General features: G+C 37.2%; 19 protein-coding genes. 2 read left to right on the plus strand and 17 right to left on the minus strand.

Features of this window, described 5'->3' with window-relative positions; all coding sequences use genetic code 11:
* Positions 1-92: 92 nt before the first annotated feature.
* The 13 genes from LRA01S_RS02610 to LRA01S_RS02670 all read right to left on the minus strand — a co-directional run bounded on the left by LRA01S_RS02610 (position 93) and on the right by LRA01S_RS02670 (position 9,859).
* Entirely contained in the window at positions 93-1,562 is a 1,470-nt protein-coding gene (locus tag LRA01S_RS02610; protein ID WP_239519131.1) for a phage major capsid protein, read from the minus strand.
* On the minus strand, positions 1,546-2,760 hold the full coding sequence (locus LRA01S_RS02615) for a phage portal protein (protein ID WP_239519130.1): 1,215 nt from the start codon (positions 2,758-2,760) through the stop codon (positions 1,546-1,548). Before LRA01S_RS02615 ends, LRA01S_RS02610 begins: the two co-directional genes overlap by 17 nt.
* 155 nt (positions 2,761-2,915) lie before the next feature.
* On the minus strand, positions 2,916-4,601 hold the full coding sequence (locus LRA01S_RS02625) for a terminase large subunit (RefSeq protein WP_061774092.1): 1,686 nt from the start codon (positions 4,599-4,601) through the stop codon (positions 2,916-2,918).
* Entirely contained in the window at positions 4,594-5,076 is a 483-nt protein-coding gene (locus LRA01S_RS02630; protein WP_061774093.1) for a phage terminase small subunit P27 family, read from the minus strand. Before LRA01S_RS02630 ends, LRA01S_RS02625 begins: the two co-directional genes overlap by 8 nt.
* Before the next feature lie 87 nt (positions 5,077-5,163).
* Positions 5,164-5,304 (minus strand): hypothetical protein, encoded by a 141-nt coding sequence (locus LRA01S_RS10895; protein WP_156470215.1) that lies wholly within the window; start codon positions 5,302-5,304, stop codon positions 5,164-5,166.
* Between the two features lie 147 nt (positions 5,305-5,451).
* Positions 5,452-5,844, minus strand: a complete 393-nt coding sequence (locus LRA01S_RS02635; protein ID WP_061774094.1) for a DUF8602 domain-containing protein — start codon at positions 5,842-5,844, stop codon at positions 5,452-5,454.
* Entirely contained in the window at positions 5,841-6,077 is a 237-nt protein-coding gene (locus LRA01S_RS02640; protein ID WP_061774095.1) for a hypothetical protein, read from the minus strand. Before LRA01S_RS02640 ends, LRA01S_RS02635 begins: the two co-directional genes overlap by 4 nt.
* Before the next feature lie 297 nt (positions 6,078-6,374).
* A complete protein-coding gene (locus LRA01S_RS02645; RefSeq protein WP_061774096.1) occupies positions 6,375-7,784 on the minus strand; it encodes a DNA primase family protein in 1,410 nt (469 codons plus the stop codon).
* Between the two features lie 10 nt (positions 7,785-7,794).
* Positions 7,795-8,577, minus strand: a complete 783-nt coding sequence (locus LRA01S_RS02650) for a bifunctional DNA primase/polymerase (protein WP_061774097.1) — start codon at positions 8,575-8,577, stop codon at positions 7,795-7,797.
* A gap of 10 nt (positions 8,578-8,587) precedes the next feature.
* Positions 8,588-8,986, minus strand: a complete 399-nt coding sequence (locus tag LRA01S_RS02655; RefSeq protein ID WP_061774098.1) for a hypothetical protein — start codon at positions 8,984-8,986, stop codon at positions 8,588-8,590.
* Positions 8,987-9,117: 131 nt separating this feature from the next.
* Complete coding sequence (locus tag LRA01S_RS02660) at positions 9,118-9,330, minus strand: hypothetical protein (RefSeq protein ID WP_061774099.1); 213 nt, start codon at positions 9,328-9,330, stop codon at positions 9,118-9,120.
* A gap of 15 nt (positions 9,331-9,345) precedes the next feature.
* Positions 9,346-9,618: a MerR family transcriptional regulator gene (locus LRA01S_RS02665; RefSeq protein WP_061774100.1), complete on the minus strand. Its 273-nt coding sequence runs from the start codon at positions 9,616-9,618 to the stop codon at positions 9,346-9,348.
* 40 nt (positions 9,619-9,658) lie between these two features.
* Positions 9,659-9,859, minus strand: coding sequence for a helix-turn-helix transcriptional regulator (locus LRA01S_RS02670; RefSeq protein WP_061774101.1), 201 nt, complete (start codon positions 9,857-9,859; stop codon positions 9,659-9,661).
* A 137-nt stretch (positions 9,860-9,996) separates the two neighbouring features.
* On the opposite strand from LRA01S_RS02670, the gene LRA01S_RS10730 reads away from it, so the two are divergent.
* Both LRA01S_RS10730 and LRA01S_RS02680 read left to right on the plus strand, forming a co-directional pair.
* Complete coding sequence (locus tag LRA01S_RS10730; RefSeq protein WP_082785363.1) at positions 9,997-10,479, plus strand: helix-turn-helix domain-containing protein; 483 nt, start codon at positions 9,997-9,999, stop codon at positions 10,477-10,479.
* A gap of 17 nt (positions 10,480-10,496) precedes the next feature.
* Positions 10,497-11,648: a tyrosine-type recombinase/integrase gene (locus LRA01S_RS02680; protein ID WP_061774102.1), complete on the plus strand. Its 1,152-nt coding sequence runs from the start codon at positions 10,497-10,499 to the stop codon at positions 11,646-11,648.
* 96 nt (positions 11,649-11,744) lie between these two features.
* Here LRA01S_RS02680 and sufB read toward each other — a convergent pair whose 3' ends face one another.
* The 4 genes from sufB to LRA01S_RS02700 all read right to left on the minus strand — a co-directional run bounded on the left by sufB (position 11,745) and on the right by LRA01S_RS02700 (position 16,269).
* Positions 11,745-13,163 (minus strand): Fe-S cluster assembly protein SufB, encoded by a 1,419-nt coding sequence (gene sufB / locus LRA01S_RS02685; RefSeq protein ID WP_061774103.1) that lies wholly within the window; start codon positions 13,161-13,163, stop codon positions 11,745-11,747.
* A 46-nt stretch (positions 13,164-13,209) separates the two neighbouring features.
* Entirely contained in the window at positions 13,210-14,508 is a 1,299-nt protein-coding gene (gene tgt / locus LRA01S_RS02690) for a tRNA guanosine(34) transglycosylase Tgt (RefSeq protein WP_061774104.1), read from the minus strand.
* Entirely contained in the window at positions 14,509-14,982 is a 474-nt protein-coding gene (gene sufU, locus LRA01S_RS02695) for a Fe-S cluster assembly sulfur transfer protein SufU (protein ID WP_061774105.1), read from the minus strand.
* A 63-nt stretch (positions 14,983-15,045) separates the two neighbouring features.
* Positions 15,046-16,269, minus strand: a complete 1,224-nt coding sequence (locus LRA01S_RS02700) for a cysteine desulfurase (RefSeq protein ID WP_061774106.1) — start codon at positions 16,267-16,269, stop codon at positions 15,046-15,048.
* Positions 16,270-16,313: the final 44 nt, after the last annotated feature.

A 16,313-nucleotide genomic window follows, 5' to 3' on the forward strand; every position in this document is an offset into this window, starting at 1 on the left:
CGTTTAGTCATATTTCCAAACGTTGCCAAATGTTGACACGTGGCAACATTTAAACAAAAAAGAAACGTACCATAAGCACGCTTCCTTGTCTGTTATACGCCTGCTGGTGTCAATTCAATATAAACAGATGCGTTTTTATCAATTTTCTTATAGTCATTGCGAACAATCACCGCAAGACCTTGTGAATAATAATCGAATTTCTCCCATTGTGTTGTCACTTGGTTACGACGTGCCACAAATACAGACTGTGCAATATCACCCATAATCATTGGAAAAGTTCCAACTTTTGGATTGGCAAACAAAGCATCCGCAATCAATACCACTGGCATACCAAACAATGACTTACCACTAGGCGCTGTTACATCTGACTGTAAGAGATAGCGACCATCTGAATCTTTCAAAGTATCTAAATGATTAAATCCGCTTTGATTGAGGATCACCATTTTATTAAGCGCTGGATCAAGTACAACATTATTAATTTGTTTCAAGTCGTCTAAAGTTGCGATTGCTTTTTTAGTGAAAGTTTTCAATAAATCAATAATATGCTTATTATCAGTATTTTCCACAAGCTTAACTAATTGGGCTTTGACTTCTTGAACAATCGGTACTTGTGAATCTTCAATGACTTCATTAGACAAAGCGATTTTACCAGCTCGGGTTTCTACCTTATACTCAACTTGTGTAAACATATCCGCATCAATATCACCAATTTCAGCCAATTCAGCTTTAGTTGCTAAAACTGCTTGTTGGTTAGTTGCTACTGGGTATTTACCTTGACCATTTGAAACAGTTTTAACTGTCGCATATTGGGCTAAATTGTAATTTGAGCGTTTAAGATCGAATACTTCCCCAATAATTTCTTGTGGCACTACCGCAGCCGCATTTTCAGTTGTGATGCCATCACGTTCTTCACCTTGTGAACGGATATAATTTTCATAGCCACGGATTTCAGTTTGTTTGTTGTCAATTAAAGTTTTTTCCATTGTTTTATTCTCCTTTTGTGTCTTAGATTTCGATTCTAAGGCATTTTCGTTGCCATTTGCTTGGTTGTTATCCATAAACGCTTCATAAGAACGCTTATCTACTTGAACATTTGTACTATCATAAGCTGGGATAGTCACAACACTAATTTCATTTAATGCTTTCATTTTTTCAATAGATCGCACCGTACTACCATCTTCTGCTTTGTCGAATGAGTCCACTCCCAATACAAAACCAAAACTCATGGCATCCAAAATCTTTTTTGAGACATTCTCATAGACATCATTTGCATAAGAGGTATTGGGCAGGTCAGCTTCAAAATGTAACCCTACTTCATCCACCTCTAATTTAAGTGTATTGGCTTTAGTACTAGCCAATGGCTTAGAATAATCATGCCCATATAGCAGAAATACATTTGATAAATCTACTTCTTTTAAAGCTTCTGGTGTAATGACTTCCACAAAGCCACCTAAATCTTTTGAGGGCTGGCCAAACTTCAAGGCATAGCCTGATATTTTCTTACCTTCACCTTCTGTTTCAGTTTGTGGCGCATCCGCTGATAAATCAGCTTCCTCCGTCAATCGTTTCTCTTATTCCATTTTTCTCCTCTTTCTCACTAAATTGATACTTTTCAAGGGCATCAAGATAAGTGTAATTTAAGCTAGTAAGTAATCTATCCCCGCCATCTAAAGACGGCATCCCCAATTTTCCACGACCTTCATTTATTGTAATCAATGAACCTTTAACCTGATCCAAAATATTTTTAACCATTGTATCTGGGTCAGATTCCAATAAGCGATCCGTGTTAAACCTGAAATTTTCGGCAACATCAGACTTTAATTTTCCATCAAATTCACTAACAAACACATTGAAATAGTGAATAAGCGTATTTTGAATATACATCAGATTACTTTGAACACTACTTGAATGTGCATTCTCAACACCTAGTCTCTCAGATGGAATGCCAAACGCTTTAGAAATTTGCTTAGTCGTCCAGTCACTAGAATTAACTAGTTTTAGAACATCCGTATTGATTTCTAGTGTCTGATAGTCCATAGTCTCATCAAGAATAATTGTACGTAAGGCATTATCGCCATTGGATGCACTATTAGCTTCCTCAAATTTTTCACGTATCGCTTGCTTGGCTTTACCATCTAAATCTGACTTATGGACTTTCAAAATACCACTACCATTAACACCTTTTGAGAAGAAACTAAACCACGTTTTATTTCCAGCATGTTGGATCTTCATTTCATCACGTAAGGCATATAATGGTGAAATACCAGTCAAGCCATCTTGTGAGAAATACTTGAAATGGAGTATATCTTGATTATTTAGACGGCGTTTACTGTCACCAACCGTATAATAGACCTTGCCATTATCAGCTTGTTTGACGGTTACAGATGAATTAGGTAATAGATGCAACTCCGATATTTTATTATCTTGTCGCTTGATTTCCGCAAAACTATTACCATTCAAAAGCATATTAACCACTAGAGCGAATTTAAAGTGCCATCCGTCCATCTCAGAATTAGGCTTCTCGTTCAATAGCTTTATCAATTCATCATCAGCTTGTGGCATACTAGCTTTAATCAACTGAAGCGGACTAGATGATATATCACTTGCAATAATCTTAACTGCCGTAAAGACATCACTATTTCTGATAGAGTTGGCACTAGTATAACTAGTAGTGTAATCGTCTGACTGAATACTAACTACATGATCTAAAAATGGATCTCCTGTAGTCGATTGAGTGTTTCCTGTTTTAAAAAATGACATTCTTTTAACCTCCTTTCTTTTCAAAATTTATTAATAATGCTAACCCAATAAGCGTGATGCCCAGCGCTAACAAACCATAATAAGCATTTGTCAGAAAGGATATAGCAAGATTAACAGCCATCAATCCTAGTAATAATAAGAGTGTATGGATATGACTAGAAAGAAAATTCTTCACTTTTATAAAATTCATTATCAGCTTTACTCCCTTCTGTTTTGTGTTGATGATCCATTGCAAATACATAAGCATTAATTAAAGCAGCGATTGGGTCAATTTTGTTTGAGTTTTTAGACTTGTTTATCTGAATACCGTTATTATCAACTTTAGTAATTGCATTATTAACCGCATGAGTTAAAATAGTGTTTTTCTTGTGGATCACATTACCTTGATAAACCTGTTCCCTAAACGTTCTAGTTGGTACATTCAAAGTCAGCGTACCTTGCCGAACTTCTAGCATAGGATAGTTCGCTTTTTCAGCTTTAGCAATTAAGCTATTAGCATTATAAGGATCATAACAGATACCTAGACACTCAAAGTCATTATCACCAATTAAGCGTTGAATAAACTCAAATACTTGATCATAATCAACAATACCGCTTTCTAATTGGGTAATAGAACACTCGCCCTGCTTCTCCAATTCTTGATAAGCTAGTCCATCACGATTTTCTTTATCTTGTAAGCCGTATTTAGTAGCCACAAATGAATGAGAATCACAATATAAACGCCCATCTTCTAAAGGTACAATCCATGAAACGCTGGTTAAATCATCCGTTTTAGATAAGTCAATCCCTATATAAACTGGTTGACCTTTAACAGAAACATCCGCCACTTCCGCATCTTGCCAATCTTCAGCAGATAAGAAACTATCTTCACTAGCTTGTCGCCACATATTGAAATTTTTAACCAATACAGAATTAAGACTATTTTGTTTTAAAGCCAGCGTGACATCATCTTGAATAGTTGGCAACATCACTTTTTTAATAGCTTCATTCTCAAAAATTGGATTGGCTTTTATCCAGGTATCTTGATCATGAATTTCTGTAGTATCATCAAGTTCCCATATCGCTATGAAATACCTATCCGCTTTTTCATCGCCTTTTAAGATACGATCAAGCAATAAATATTCTTCATACATTGGCACATTTAAATCTAGCCCAGCAGTACTAATCACACAAAGTAAGCCATTTTTTTGTTGGGTTTGACCTGAACGAATGACATTGTAAGTCTTTCTAGTCTTAGCTTCGTGCCACTCGTCTAATATAGCCGTTGTGGGAGCGAATCCGTCCAATGTACTGGTCTCACTAGCCAAAGCCATAGAGAAGCTATTAGAGGGCTTGTGAACGATTTTAGAGTTCATGATTTTAAGCTGTTGCCTTAGAAACTTACTAGACTTGGTGGCACTTCTCAACGAATTAGAAAGCATATCATAGCCCAATTTAGCCTGTTTCAAAGCATTTGATACAAATAGTACTTGTCTTGATTCTGCTGGCTCATTCTCTAAGATAAGCGCATTAGCACCCATGCCACTAGCTAGATAGGTCTTGCCATTCTTACGGGACATAGAGATGAAAGCACGATTGAAACGCCTATTTTTAGTTTCTTTTTCACGCCAGCCATATAATGATCCAATAATGAATTTTTGAAAGCCTAATACTTGAATAGGTTTACCATCAGTACTGGGTAACAACTGCATGAATTGAATCGCTTTATTGGCTTCATCTTCATCATAATAATAAGGAAAATCAACCTTTTTCAAATCGTTCTCATGGCGTTCACAAGCTAACTTGATTTTGTTACTAGCAAGTAATTTACCAGATAAAACATCCTTGATATATTTATCCATTTGACACCAGACTTTCAAACGGATCAACTGCTGTATTTTCTTTTGCTTTATTTAACGCAAGTCTTGACCGTGCTTCTAAAGTCATACCCAAAGCACCAGCACTTGATTTCATATCTCTCATGGCTTGGGATTGAACAGAAATAGCTGGATTGGCACGTTTGACACCAGTATTTTCATTGGTAACAAATGTACCAAATTTTCTTATCTCGCCTTCAGCAGTTTTTATCCTTGAAAACGCCAAGCAATAAGAGATTAACAAACCATAGTCCGTTTCCGATAATGGAAATTCTTTTTTCATAATAGGCACAAGTCTATCCCACTCACTTATGGCACTTGCTGGCATCCAGTCAGGGGGCGTTATTGTCACTAATTCTCGATATGAGAACAACTCTTTTTTGGCATCTTCACGTTGCATTTTCTCTTCATTTGATATATTCATACTGACTTCTTCCAGTAATTTTATTGGCTTAGACATTTATTTATCTCCTTTCTAACAAAAAGAGGATGCACTACCAGTAATTGCTTACCAGTAATACATCCTCGGTTTGACCGTTTAGGTGTACTAATATAATTTTTCTTTATTATTTGTTTCCATATCACATATTTTGCCATTACGGATAATTAATTTAATCTCGCCATATTTAGGCAATTCAATTTCCTTATTTCGTCCGTCTGACAAGTGAATTGTCATGCTATCTTGCATAAAATCTCCTACTCTCTTATTATACCATTATAGTTTACAAGTGTAAACGTTTAGATATAGCTACTTAACCAGTTACTTAGTTTCAAAAAGGCTTTTTGTGAAAAAATGACCCCATACTCGTTTCCCATCAAACAAAACACCCCGCCCCTAACCCTTTAGGGTAGTGCGTTTACGGCGTTCTGCGCTTGTTTTTGTGTTATGATGCCTATGACATAATGACTTAAAATTAGTTTCATCCAGTCGCTTAGACCAATCATCACGTAACTCCACAATATGATCCACAACGTCAGCTTTTCGGATAATTCCTTCATTTAAACATTCTTCACAACAAGGATTGTTTATTCTATATAATTGTGAAGCCTTAGTCCATTCCTTACCATGATAAAACTTAAAGTATTTACCACCGATCTTTTTACGATTAGAATACTTATTACCAACTGAAATAATTTTATCTAATTGCTTGTGCTTATCACAATACTTCTGACTGTATTCAACTAAGCATCTACATCCAGCATGATTACATTGCTTCTGTGGCTTCATGATTTTAAGAAAGATTTATTAGTAGAAGGACTAGTGACATCATAGCAGACCACTTTCACATCAAATATCTCTTTATAAAGAATATGCTTATCCACATCTAGTTCATCCTGTTTATATACTTTATAAGAATTTCTTTTTTCATAATATGAAATGTCTGTTACACCTCGTTCCCCAACTTCCATAACAACTTCTTCACCAGCAATTTCGTAAACAATCTTCTCGATTTTTTTCATTTCTATTTTCTCTTTTCTATTTTATATGTTCACCCTTGCAAAAACTCAATAAACATTGGACATCTTGGACACTTGCTTATAAATAGCTTAATAGCAACGTTTCTAGGTATTATATTTTCGATATATTCATAAAATGGTTGGACACCTACTTGGACACCTCAATTACCTGTCCAACCTAGTGTCCAAGTGTTTTATTAAGTTTATTATTATTAACGTTCAATAAACACCGCCATATCAACGTTTCTATTTACCTGTCCAAAGTGTCCATACTTTTTACAGTTATTGTAGGGGTAGACATTATTTATTATAATAATCAAATTCATCCTTTAGCTTCAAATGCTTATATCGCCACATTCTTGTTGCATTTATACTTTGTTTTACTTTGAATATCCCGACCTTCTCTAATTGCTTAGTAAATTTAGGCTGTGACATTTCACGCAAACTCTCTTGATAACAGAATGATTGATAAGACTCATAGATAGCTTTTGAGGGATCTCCCTCATTTGATTCCATATCAACTTCACACTTCTCTTCAATAAACCTCAAAACATGATTAGAATCTTTAAGCCATTTATCTTTGACCTCCCGCATCTTATTTGATACAGTCAACTCTTTTCGGTCTAAAGCAGACTTAAACATATTCATGCTATATAAAGCAAGTAATGGTATCTCTGCTTCAATCGCCTTTAAATCATGCTTCCGTTTAAATGCATCGTCTATAATACAACCAAACGGAACAACATATAACCGTCTCTCAAACCCCAATGTGAAGTCATTAAAGGCTGGTAACTCATTAGCACTAAATATCAATTTTGCAAAATTAACAAACATAAAGGCATCTTTCCCTTTTTGTTCAGCAGATAATCGATCTCCACCAGTCAAGGCTTTTAATACACCAGTTGACTTGATAAACTCTGAATCAACATCCGCAAAGATATTAGCTAATTTCTGAAACAGATTACTACTAGCAAAACGATTTTGTGCATTTCCCAAATCTTGTAAAGTCACATTACTAATATTTTCATGGCATAGTACCTTTGTTAAATACTCTAAAAATGTTGACTTGCCATTAGCCCCAGCACCCTGTAATATTGTGATAGTCTGAAATGGTGCATAGCTCCTATAAAAGCAATAACCTATCATCTCCAGTAAATATTTAACACTATCACTATCCCCAGTCAAATCTTTCAGCCATTCTACCGTCTTAATCGGTACTTCTTGGGTATCTGGATCAATAGAATAATTGTGACTTTGCATAATGTAGTCTTTAATATCGTGTGGCTTCATTTGATTAGTATTCAAATTATAAGTACCATTTTTAAAATTTACGAGATAAGGTTTACTATGATTAAATGGATTGTCTTTCATAGTTTCATCAAAAATTTTAATCATAATAAATTTCTTGGTCTCGTATAATTTTTGTTGCGACCACTTGCCAACGGTTTCAAGTTTCTTGGTGATATAACCATCTAGGTAATCGCCTAGGCTATCCATACGCCATGCCCCTGTTGTTTTATCAAACCTTGCCCCATACGATAATTCATTAGATCGTATCATAGGGACTTCATCCATGATTTCATATCCCAAGAGAGAAGCATTTATTTTCAAGTTACCTTTTTCATCATAACCAGCCCATTTTGGTAACTCATCATCTTGTCGGGCTTTAGGTGTTTTTGTTGCTAAATCAATTAATTTTTCTGATGCCATTTATCCCTTTCTATATCATTTTGAATACACTTTTCCATATTGTGGTCAACTCATCATCATCAAGTGGCGGACTAGTTCTATTATTAAACGCCAGTAACAAATCCATGCAAATACTAGGATCAATACCAATTCTACGCCAATAATGAAGAATACGGTTAGTGTCATTATTTCGTTTACCCTCGGTAGCACCCTGATTAAATAGTTCCCATATTTCAGCACCATAGGTTCTTTTACCTATTTTAGATGCCATTTGCTTTTTAGGCGGTTTGTGGATCATATCAATTAACCAGCTAGGGCAATCAGCAACATTTGCGAGGGTATCATCTTGTTTAAAAGGCTGATATAAGCCGTCTGTGCGCTTACTTGGGTAGATAGGTGTAAAGTGTGTTTTAATCTCCACACCGTCCGCTATCTCGTTCACAATAGGCTTAGAGAATACCTCACTAGTCACTTTAAAGAAAATATGAACCCCCGAACCTGTTGGGGTTTTTTCAACATAAGTATCTAACTTTTTATCTTGACTATTTTCTTTCCATATAGCACTAAATGCCTTAACACCATTTTGACCGTCCTTGTGTTGGTCTAAGTCGATACAAATTAAATTACTGTTTTTAAGATTAATCAGAATATTTCTGTTAGGGATTTCATCAAACCAAGCATTTACTAAATCTTTATTGAGAGTACCTTCAGCAGTACCCTTAATAATCGCCCTCTCACTTTTACCAACTGGGTACCCAGCTATAACATGAATAGATTGGCTAATACAGAATAAGGCTTGTTGTTTTGGTGTCATACTGCCCCTCTCACGCTGTCCAATTAGATTTTTCTTCAGCTATACCAGCCTCGTACATTTTACGAGCAACTAAAGCGCCAAAATCTCTAGAATCTCTATATTTACTGCCACCATATAGATTTTTAGCAGTTTCAGTTTTTACTTTGCTATATAGCTCCCAAAAAGTATCAGATTCTTTAAATTCTTCATCAATCCATTTAGAGGGTCTGTGGGCTTTCTTACCCCGATAAAATCCTACATTATATGCAGACATCAAAGCAAAATAGACATCAAATTCTTCAATTTTCGAACCACTACTTTCATCAAGAAAGGCTAAACTGAAATACAAATCCTTAAATACTGGGTTAAATTCTTCAAAACTTGTATTTCTTGTCGTTGCTTTTTCAATTTCTTCACGTACATTTTTCATCTTTTAATTCTCCCTATTTTATGGTATAATAGAGGGTAGAGAAACGGCTATAAAACACCGTATAAGTAACCTTTATCACTGTCCGCCAAGACTTATTGTGATAAGGTTTTTTTCTTTACCCTGATTCATGTTCAATCTTCTTCTAAACCCAACAACTCAAATAATTCATATAAATTATTTTCAAGTGAAACATTAGCTAGTGTTTTAGCACGTTCTAACGCACTTTCAGTTGTTGCGACACCATCAATTTTGATGGGATAATTTTCACCATCTTTTAAATCAGCAATTTCACCTAATAGACTTGATAAGTCATTGAGAATTTCTTTTACATTTCTTGTTTCCATTGTTTTCCTCCAATATTAAACTTCAAATTGTGCCATCCAGGCATCTACTTTTTTCTTGTTGCAACGTTTCGTCTGATTGATCACAGAAACTGGAAACTCTAAATCTTTAATAAATTTAGCTAGGTTTGACCTTGATACTTTTAAATAATCACAAGTTGTTTCTAAATCCATCCAATCTGGAAAACTTCGTCTTTTCAACTCATTCTCCATTGCATTCTGCCATACTCTACTAGCTACCTCTGCCAATTGTTGCTCAACACTTTCTGACAAGTCTACTTCTAATTTCATTTAATCACCTCCTTTTTGGTTCTTTGTATTTCTTTGCGAATTAGCTAAAAAAAATATCATCTATTGTAATGCTCGGAAAAATAGGAATAAGCAAATTCTTAAATAAAACTTTTTCAGAATCCTTAAATGCTGTAGTTCCATTTTCTTTTAACCGATAAGCTTGTAAAGATATTCCAAATTCTTTAGCTAAATCTGTCTGAGTAAATCCTAACATTTTCCTATAACCAATAATCTTATTCATATCCCTCTCCTTTCTTTGTATTTCTTAGTACAAACCTATTAAAACATATGATTTCTATTTTGTCAATAATAACTTTGCATTTCTTTGTAAAATGTTGTAGAATTATTATTAAAGACAATAATTAGAGGATAACAAATATGAAAATAACCCCAAATGACCCTAAATCTGTTGGCCAAAGAATAAGAAATATTAGACAGATTCTCGGAGATAGTATGGAGCAATTTGCTAAAAAAATTGATGATAAAGCTAAAAGCGGTACAGTTAGCAACTGGGAAACAGGGAAAAACCTTCCCAACTCTAAAAGGTTAAAAAGAATCGCCGAACTTGGAAATGTTACAGTAGATTATCTGCTCGGTAAATATGATGCAAGTCAAGACATAGAAACTAAAAAAGAACTTGATAGAATTTGGATAAATTTCATTTATCGAAAAGGTGTTAAAAAAGATCCTGAAATACCTCGTAAGTCGTTACAATTGCTAGCATCAGTCTGCCAAGATAATCGAACCAACTTTGATGAAGATCTTTTTAATAAAATGTACGATATAGCACTGACTTTGAATCCAGTTACTGATTTTGAAAATTTATCTAAAAAATCAGTGATGAAAATATCAGATGACTAAATATAAAAGGGAATCTTATGGCTAAATTTGAACAATACAAAGATAAAAACAATAAAAGAAAATGGTTGTTCAGCGGATATATTGCTACTGATCCATTAACTGATAAGAAGATAGTTACATCTCGTAGAGGTTTTGACACAAAAGCTGAAGCGAGTATTGAACTTGATAAATTGAAAGCCAAGATATTAAAAGGCTCACGAAAAAAACGCTCAATTACATTTGAAGAACTATATGATGATTGGTTATTACAATATAGAAAAAGTGTTAAAGCATCATCGATAGCAACAAGTAGACGGTTTATTGAAGGTCACGTTTTACCAAAACTTGGTAAGTTAAAATTAGATCAGATAACCGTTTCTTTTTGTCAAAAATGTGTGAATGAATGGCACGATAACTATAAACAGTATCATTATATTAGACGTGCTGCTGCTCAAGTAATGAGTTATGGTGTCTCTATGGAGTTGATGAAAGATAACCCAATGAGAAAAACAATTCTACCACGAAAAAAAGAGGACGAAAAAGCACCCAATTTTTATAATAAAAATGAACTTAACGAATTCCTAAAATACGTTGAAACACTAGACAATTATAAATATTATGCCTTCTTTCGCTTACTGGCTATTACAGGTATGAGAAAATCTGAAGCATTGGGCTTATATTTATCTGACTTGGATATAGCCAATAAAACCCTAACTATAGGTAAGACAATTGCTGTAGATGAACACGATCAAATAGTATTACAGACACCCAAAACAAAAAACTCATACCGTACTATCAGCCTAGATGATAGAACAATACAAATTTTACAAAATTGGTTTAGTATTCAAAAATCAGACTATGAGAAACTAGGCTATAGCACTTCTACTTCTAAGCAATTAATGTTTAGTAACATGAGTAATGACCTGTATTATCCACAAGTTGTAAATGATTGGCTTGACTGGATATATAGCAAAGCTGAAAAAGATGGTTTAAATCTAACTAAAATCACACCACATGGCTTTAGGCATACTGCTTGTTCTCTCATGTTTGAAGCTGGGGCATCGATAAATGAGGTGCAAAAGCGACTAGGTCATAAAGACGTCAAAACAACCATGAACATTTATAGCCACGTTACACCACAACAAGCTGAAAATACCAGCCAAAAGCTAGCAGATTATTTAAACTTCTGACAAATAGATAGTATTTGGGATAGTATTTGTAAAAACGAGATAAAGAAAATCAAAAAGAACGCTGTTATATCAACGTTATTTTATAATATAATTAAATTACCCTACAGAGCCTTCCATTTCATAACTAATCAAGCGATTCAACTCAACCGCATATTCCATTGGTAATTCTTTCGTGAACGGTTCAACGAATCCCATGACGATCATTTCTGTCGCTTCAGATTCTGTCAACCCACGGCTCATAAGATAGTAAAGCTGTTCTTCAGAAATTTTAGAGACTTTCGCTTCGTGCTCAAGGGCAACTTGTGAATTGTGAATCTCATTAAAGGGAATCGTGTCAGATTTCGAAATATCATCCATGATGATGGTATCACATTCGATATGGCTGACTGATTTCTTACTTGCTGGATTGAAGGTCACCTGACCACGGTAGTTGACTTCACCACCACCTTTGGCAATGGACTTAGACACAATCGAGCTTGATGTATTTGGAGCATTGTGTATCATTTTAGCCCCAGTATCTTGGATTTGTGAGCGATTGGCAAAGGCGATAGATAACATCGTACCGCGTGCGCCAGGGCCATCCAAATAAACGGCTGGATATTTCATGGTAATCGCAGCACCCAAGTTACCGTCGATCCATTCAACAGTCGCATTGCTCAAAGCACGAGCACGTTTGGTTACCAAGTTGTAGACGTTATCTGACCAGTTTTGGATGGTTGAGTAGCGCACGTAAGCGCCGTCAAGTGCGAAGATTTCTACAACTGCCGCGTGAAGCGAGTTACTGTTATAAGTCGGTGCTGTACAGCCTTCGACATAATGTACGCTGGCTCCTTCGTCAACAACGATAAGTGTCCGTTCAAACTGACCTGTATTTTCGTTATTAATCCGGAAATAAGTTTGCAAAGGAATATCAACTTTAATGCCTTTAGGGACGTAGATGAAAGTCCCACCAGACCAAACAGCCGAGTTAAGAGCTGCCAATTTATTATCAGTTGGCGGCACCAATTTTGCAAAGTATTTCTTGAAAATTTCAGGATATTCTTTCAAGGCTGAGTCCGTATCGGTAAAGACGATACCGAGTTTTGTGAACTCATCTTTCATGTTATGGTAGACAACTTCTGACTCATACTGAGCTGAAGCTCCTGCCAAATAAGCACGTTCTGCTTCTGGAATCCCGATACGTTCAAAGGTTTCTTTGATTTTCTCAGGCACATCATCCCATGAACGAGCAGGTTTATCAGATGCTTTTTGATAATAGATGATATCATCAAAATTAACACCTGATAAATCTGGTCCCCATTTAGGGAGTGGCAATTTGCGGTAGGCTTCTAGTGATTTCAAACGGAAATCAAGCATCCATTCTGGTTCTTCTTTTTCAGCTGAGATGGCGCGAACGACTTCTTCAGTCAGGCCACGGCCTGTCGAATAAATCGGTGTCACGTCATCGTGAAAACCAAACTGATAGTCACCTAAGTCGACTTCTTCAATGTTGGGTTTGATAATATCTTCTGCCATATTTTTTGGTGCCTTTCATTTTTTTAATTAACGGTAAACCGTCTATTTATTGCCATTCTGCTGGACTGGTATAGAGGAAATCGCGAGCACGCTCCTCACCATAATAACGGACTAAAAAGTCACGTTTATAAGCCCAGAAGGCATGATCAGAGTCGTTCAATTTCTGACGAATCTCTTCTACTGTTCTCACCACAAAACGTTCATTGTGAATACTTGCAAGGACCATGCCTGTCACTTCATTTGCCTTAAACAAATGACGAAGATAGGCTTTGGTATGGTTCTCACAAGTATAGCAATCACATTCGCGATCAAGTGGCGTGAAATCATCTTCAAATTTCTTGTTCTTAATGTTGATCCGGCCATCATAGGTAAAGATGGCACCATTTCTGGCTTGACGCGTCGGTGCAACACAGTCAAAGGTGTCACAACCATATTCAACACCGAGGAATAAATCAGCAGGCTGTGCGCCCATCCCCAATAAATGTCTTGGTTTTCCTTCTGGAAGAGTTTCATTAATCCAAGTTAGCACGTCTGGCAATTCCTCTGGTTGAAAAGTCCCACCAATCCCGAAACCGTCAAACTGCTCACCATTTTCAAGGGTTAAACCGCCTAGGAAACCAGCACTTTCGCGACGATAATCTTCTTCACGGGCGCCTTGAACGACACCAAAGAGGGCTTGTTGTCGTTCACCTTTTTCGATGTGAACAGTGTTGAGCTCCGCATGACGACGTAATGAACGTTCTGCCCAAGCATGTGTCGTGTCGAGCGCAGATTTGATCTGCTCACGGCCTGCTAAAGGAGAGGTCAACTCATCGAAGGCCATGTGGATATCAGCTGCAATTTGATGTTGGAGCTCCATTGAATATTCCGGAGTCATGTAAATCTTATCACCGTTGAGATGACTCTTGAACCAGACGCCTTCTTTTTCAACCTTGGTCAGCTGATCAGCACTCATCACGGCATTTTCAGCTGAGCCTTTTGTCGTATGACTGGTCGCATCCAAGCCTTTTTTAAAAGCCATGCCGAGTGAATAAACTTGAAAACCACCTGAATCGGTATACATGGGTTTGTGGTAATTCATAAATTTATGAATCCCACCAGCCTTAGCCAGCAAATCAGCACCTGGACGTAACATCAAGTGATAGGTGTTTGACAAAATAGACTGGGCACCAAGGGCATCTATTTCAGCATTGGTCAAAGTTTTCATGGTTGCCGCTGTTGCGGCACCGATGTAGGCTGGCGTTTGGATGTCACCATGTGGCGTTGAAATCGTGCCACTACGCGCCAAGGTATTGGGAATTTTACGTTTGATATCAAACGATAAAGCTTCTTTATTTTGCGTCATTTAAATCTCACAGTGTCCTGATAGGTTGGCAACCTCAGAGCTGCCGTTGTTATTTTCCAAGGCTTTTTTCAAAGCGTTCCATGCTAAAGTTGAGCATTTGATCCGTTGTGGAAATTTGGCAACGCCAGATAGCAAGGCACCATCGCCTAATCTTTCTTGACGGTCATCGGCTTTACCTTGAACCATCTCAGAAAAAATATCTGCTAATTCAAAGGCTTCATCCGTCGTTTTGCCAATGACAGCATCGGTCATCATTGAGGCTGAAGCTGTCGAAATACTACAACCTGAGCCGTCGAAGGCGATATCTGTAATGGTATCGCCGTCCAATTTCAACGAGAGTTTAATCACATCGCCACAGGTTGGGTTATTCAAATCCACCGTCTCACCATCCTGCAATTGGCCGTGGTGATGCGGGTGACTTGAATGATCAAGAATCACCTGACGATAGAGGTTATCTAATTTAGAAAGCGCCATGGTTACTCCTTTGGTAATACGCTGGTCAAGTCGTTTGGTAGCATCTGTTTAAGTGTTGGTCACTTAAACACCAAAGAACTCCTTGGTTAATTTAATGGCTTCCACTAACTTATCACAGTCAGCAAAAGTATTATAGATATAGAAACTAGCACGGGCTGTCGCGGGCAAGCCAAGATGATCAATCAGAGGTTGCGCACAGTGATGACCCGCACGGACAGCAACACCTTCCATGTCAAGCGCAGTTGCGACATCATGGGGATGAAGACCATCCAGATTAAAGGCAATCACACCGCCACGGCGTTGATTATCTTCTGGACCATAAATGGTCAAGCCTTCTATCTCACGCAATTGTGGCATGACATAGTTCAGCAAATCTTGCTCATGTTGATGGATATTGTCAAGGCCTATTTCAGTCAGATAATCAACTGCTGCACCAAGTCCGATAGAGCCTGCAATATTTGGCGTTCCCGCTTCAAATTTCCAGGGTAACTCTTTCCAGGTTGCACTTTGTTCATAGACAAAGTCGATCATTTCGCCACCAAACTCAATCGGATTCATCTGATTAAGCAAGGCTTCTTTACCGTATAAAACACCGATACCCGTAGGTCCCGCCATTTTATGACCAGATAACGCGAAGAAATCACAGTCTAGGTCTTGTACGTCTACCGTCATATGTGGTGTTGATTGGGCACCATCTACGACCATAATCGCACCATGGTCATGGGCAATCTGGGCAATTTCCTTGACAGGATTAATCACACCTAAGACGTTAGAGACATGGGTGATGCTGACAAATTTTGTCTGATTTGTCACCTTAGCCCGCAGGTCAGCCATATCCAGTTCACCGTCTTTGAGATAAACGAATTTCAGGACGGCACCTGTTTTAGCTGCCGCTTGTTGCCAAGGAATAATATTAGAATGATGCTCCATGATTGAGATGACGATTTCATCTTCAGGTTGTAAAATCTGCTCAGCAAATTTTGCCACCCAGTTTAAGGCAGTCGTTGTCCCACGCGTGAACAGCACTTCCTTACGAGAACTGGCATTGATAAAGGCGCGAACCTTATCACGACTTGATTCATAATCAGCTGTTGCACGCTCTGCCAAGGTATGCACCCCACGGTGCACATTGGCATTATCATGCTCATAATAAGCACGAATGGCATCTAAGACTTGTCGAGGTTTCTGCGTTGTTGCTGCACTATCCAGATAAACCAAAGGCTCATCGTTGACGATTTGATCCAGAATTTGAAAATCACTCCGGATTTTTGCGATTTCTATGGTCATCTAGTCTCACTCCTACATTAAACTGCTCGTCTCTACCACTTGTG

Source organism: Pseudolactococcus raffinolactis NBRC 100932 (assembly GCF_001591765.1).
GTDB classification, from domain to species: Bacteria; Bacillota; Bacilli; order Lactobacillales; family Streptococcaceae; genus Pseudolactococcus; species Pseudolactococcus raffinolactis.

Excerpts from the sequence above, each read along its gene's own strand:
- LRA01S_RS02615 (WP_239519130.1), bottom strand. The coding sequence starts at position 2,760 with ATGTCATTTTTTAAAACAGGAAACACTCAATCGACTACAGGAGATCCA.
- LRA01S_RS02625 (WP_061774092.1), bottom strand. The coding sequence starts at position 4,601 with ATGGATAAATATATCAAGGATGTTTTATCTGGTAAATTACTTGCTAGT.
- LRA01S_RS02630 (WP_061774093.1), bottom strand. The coding sequence starts at position 5,076 with ATGTCTAAGCCAATAAAATTACTGGAAGAAGTCAGTATGAATATATCA.
- LRA01S_RS10895 (WP_156470215.1), bottom strand. The coding sequence starts at position 5,304 with ATGCAAGATAGCATGACAATTCACTTGTCAGACGGACGAAATAAGGAA.
- LRA01S_RS02635 (WP_061774094.1), bottom strand. The coding sequence starts at position 5,844 with ATGAAGCCACAGAAGCAATGTAATCATGCTGGATGTAGATGCTTAGTT.
- LRA01S_RS02640 (WP_061774095.1), bottom strand. The coding sequence starts at position 6,077 with ATGAAAAAAATCGAGAAGATTGTTTACGAAATTGCTGGTGAAGAAGTT.
- LRA01S_RS02645 (WP_061774096.1), bottom strand. The coding sequence starts at position 7,784 with ATGGCATCAGAAAAATTAATTGATTTAGCAACAAAAACACCTAAAGCC.
- LRA01S_RS02650 (WP_061774097.1), bottom strand. The coding sequence starts at position 8,577 with ATGACACCAAAACAACAAGCCTTATTCTGTATTAGCCAATCTATTCAT.
- LRA01S_RS02655 (WP_061774098.1), bottom strand. The coding sequence starts at position 8,986 with ATGAAAAATGTACGTGAAGAAATTGAAAAAGCAACGACAAGAAATACA.
- LRA01S_RS02660 (WP_061774099.1), bottom strand. The coding sequence starts at position 9,330 with ATGGAAACAAGAAATGTAAAAGAAATTCTCAATGACTTATCAAGTCTA.
- LRA01S_RS02665 (WP_061774100.1), bottom strand. The coding sequence starts at position 9,618 with ATGAAATTAGAAGTAGACTTGTCAGAAAGTGTTGAGCAACAATTGGCA.
- LRA01S_RS02670 (WP_061774101.1), bottom strand. The coding sequence starts at position 9,859 with ATGAATAAGATTATTGGTTATAGGAAAATGTTAGGATTTACTCAGACA.
- LRA01S_RS10730 (WP_082785363.1), top strand. The coding sequence starts at position 9,997 with ATGAAAATAACCCCAAATGACCCTAAATCTGTTGGCCAAAGAATAAGA.
- LRA01S_RS02680 (WP_061774102.1), top strand. The coding sequence starts at position 10,497 with ATGGCTAAATTTGAACAATACAAAGATAAAAACAATAAAAGAAAATGG.
- sufB (WP_061774103.1), bottom strand. The coding sequence starts at position 13,163 with ATGGCAGAAGATATTATCAAACCCAACATTGAAGAAGTCGACTTAGGT.
- tgt (WP_061774104.1), bottom strand. The coding sequence starts at position 14,508 with ATGACGCAAAATAAAGAAGCTTTATCGTTTGATATCAAACGTAAAATT.
- sufU (WP_061774105.1), bottom strand. The coding sequence starts at position 14,982 with ATGGCGCTTTCTAAATTAGATAACCTCTATCGTCAGGTGATTCTTGAT.
- LRA01S_RS02700 (WP_061774106.1), bottom strand. The coding sequence starts at position 16,269 with ATGACCATAGAAATCGCAAAAATCCGGAGTGATTTTCAAATTCTGGAT.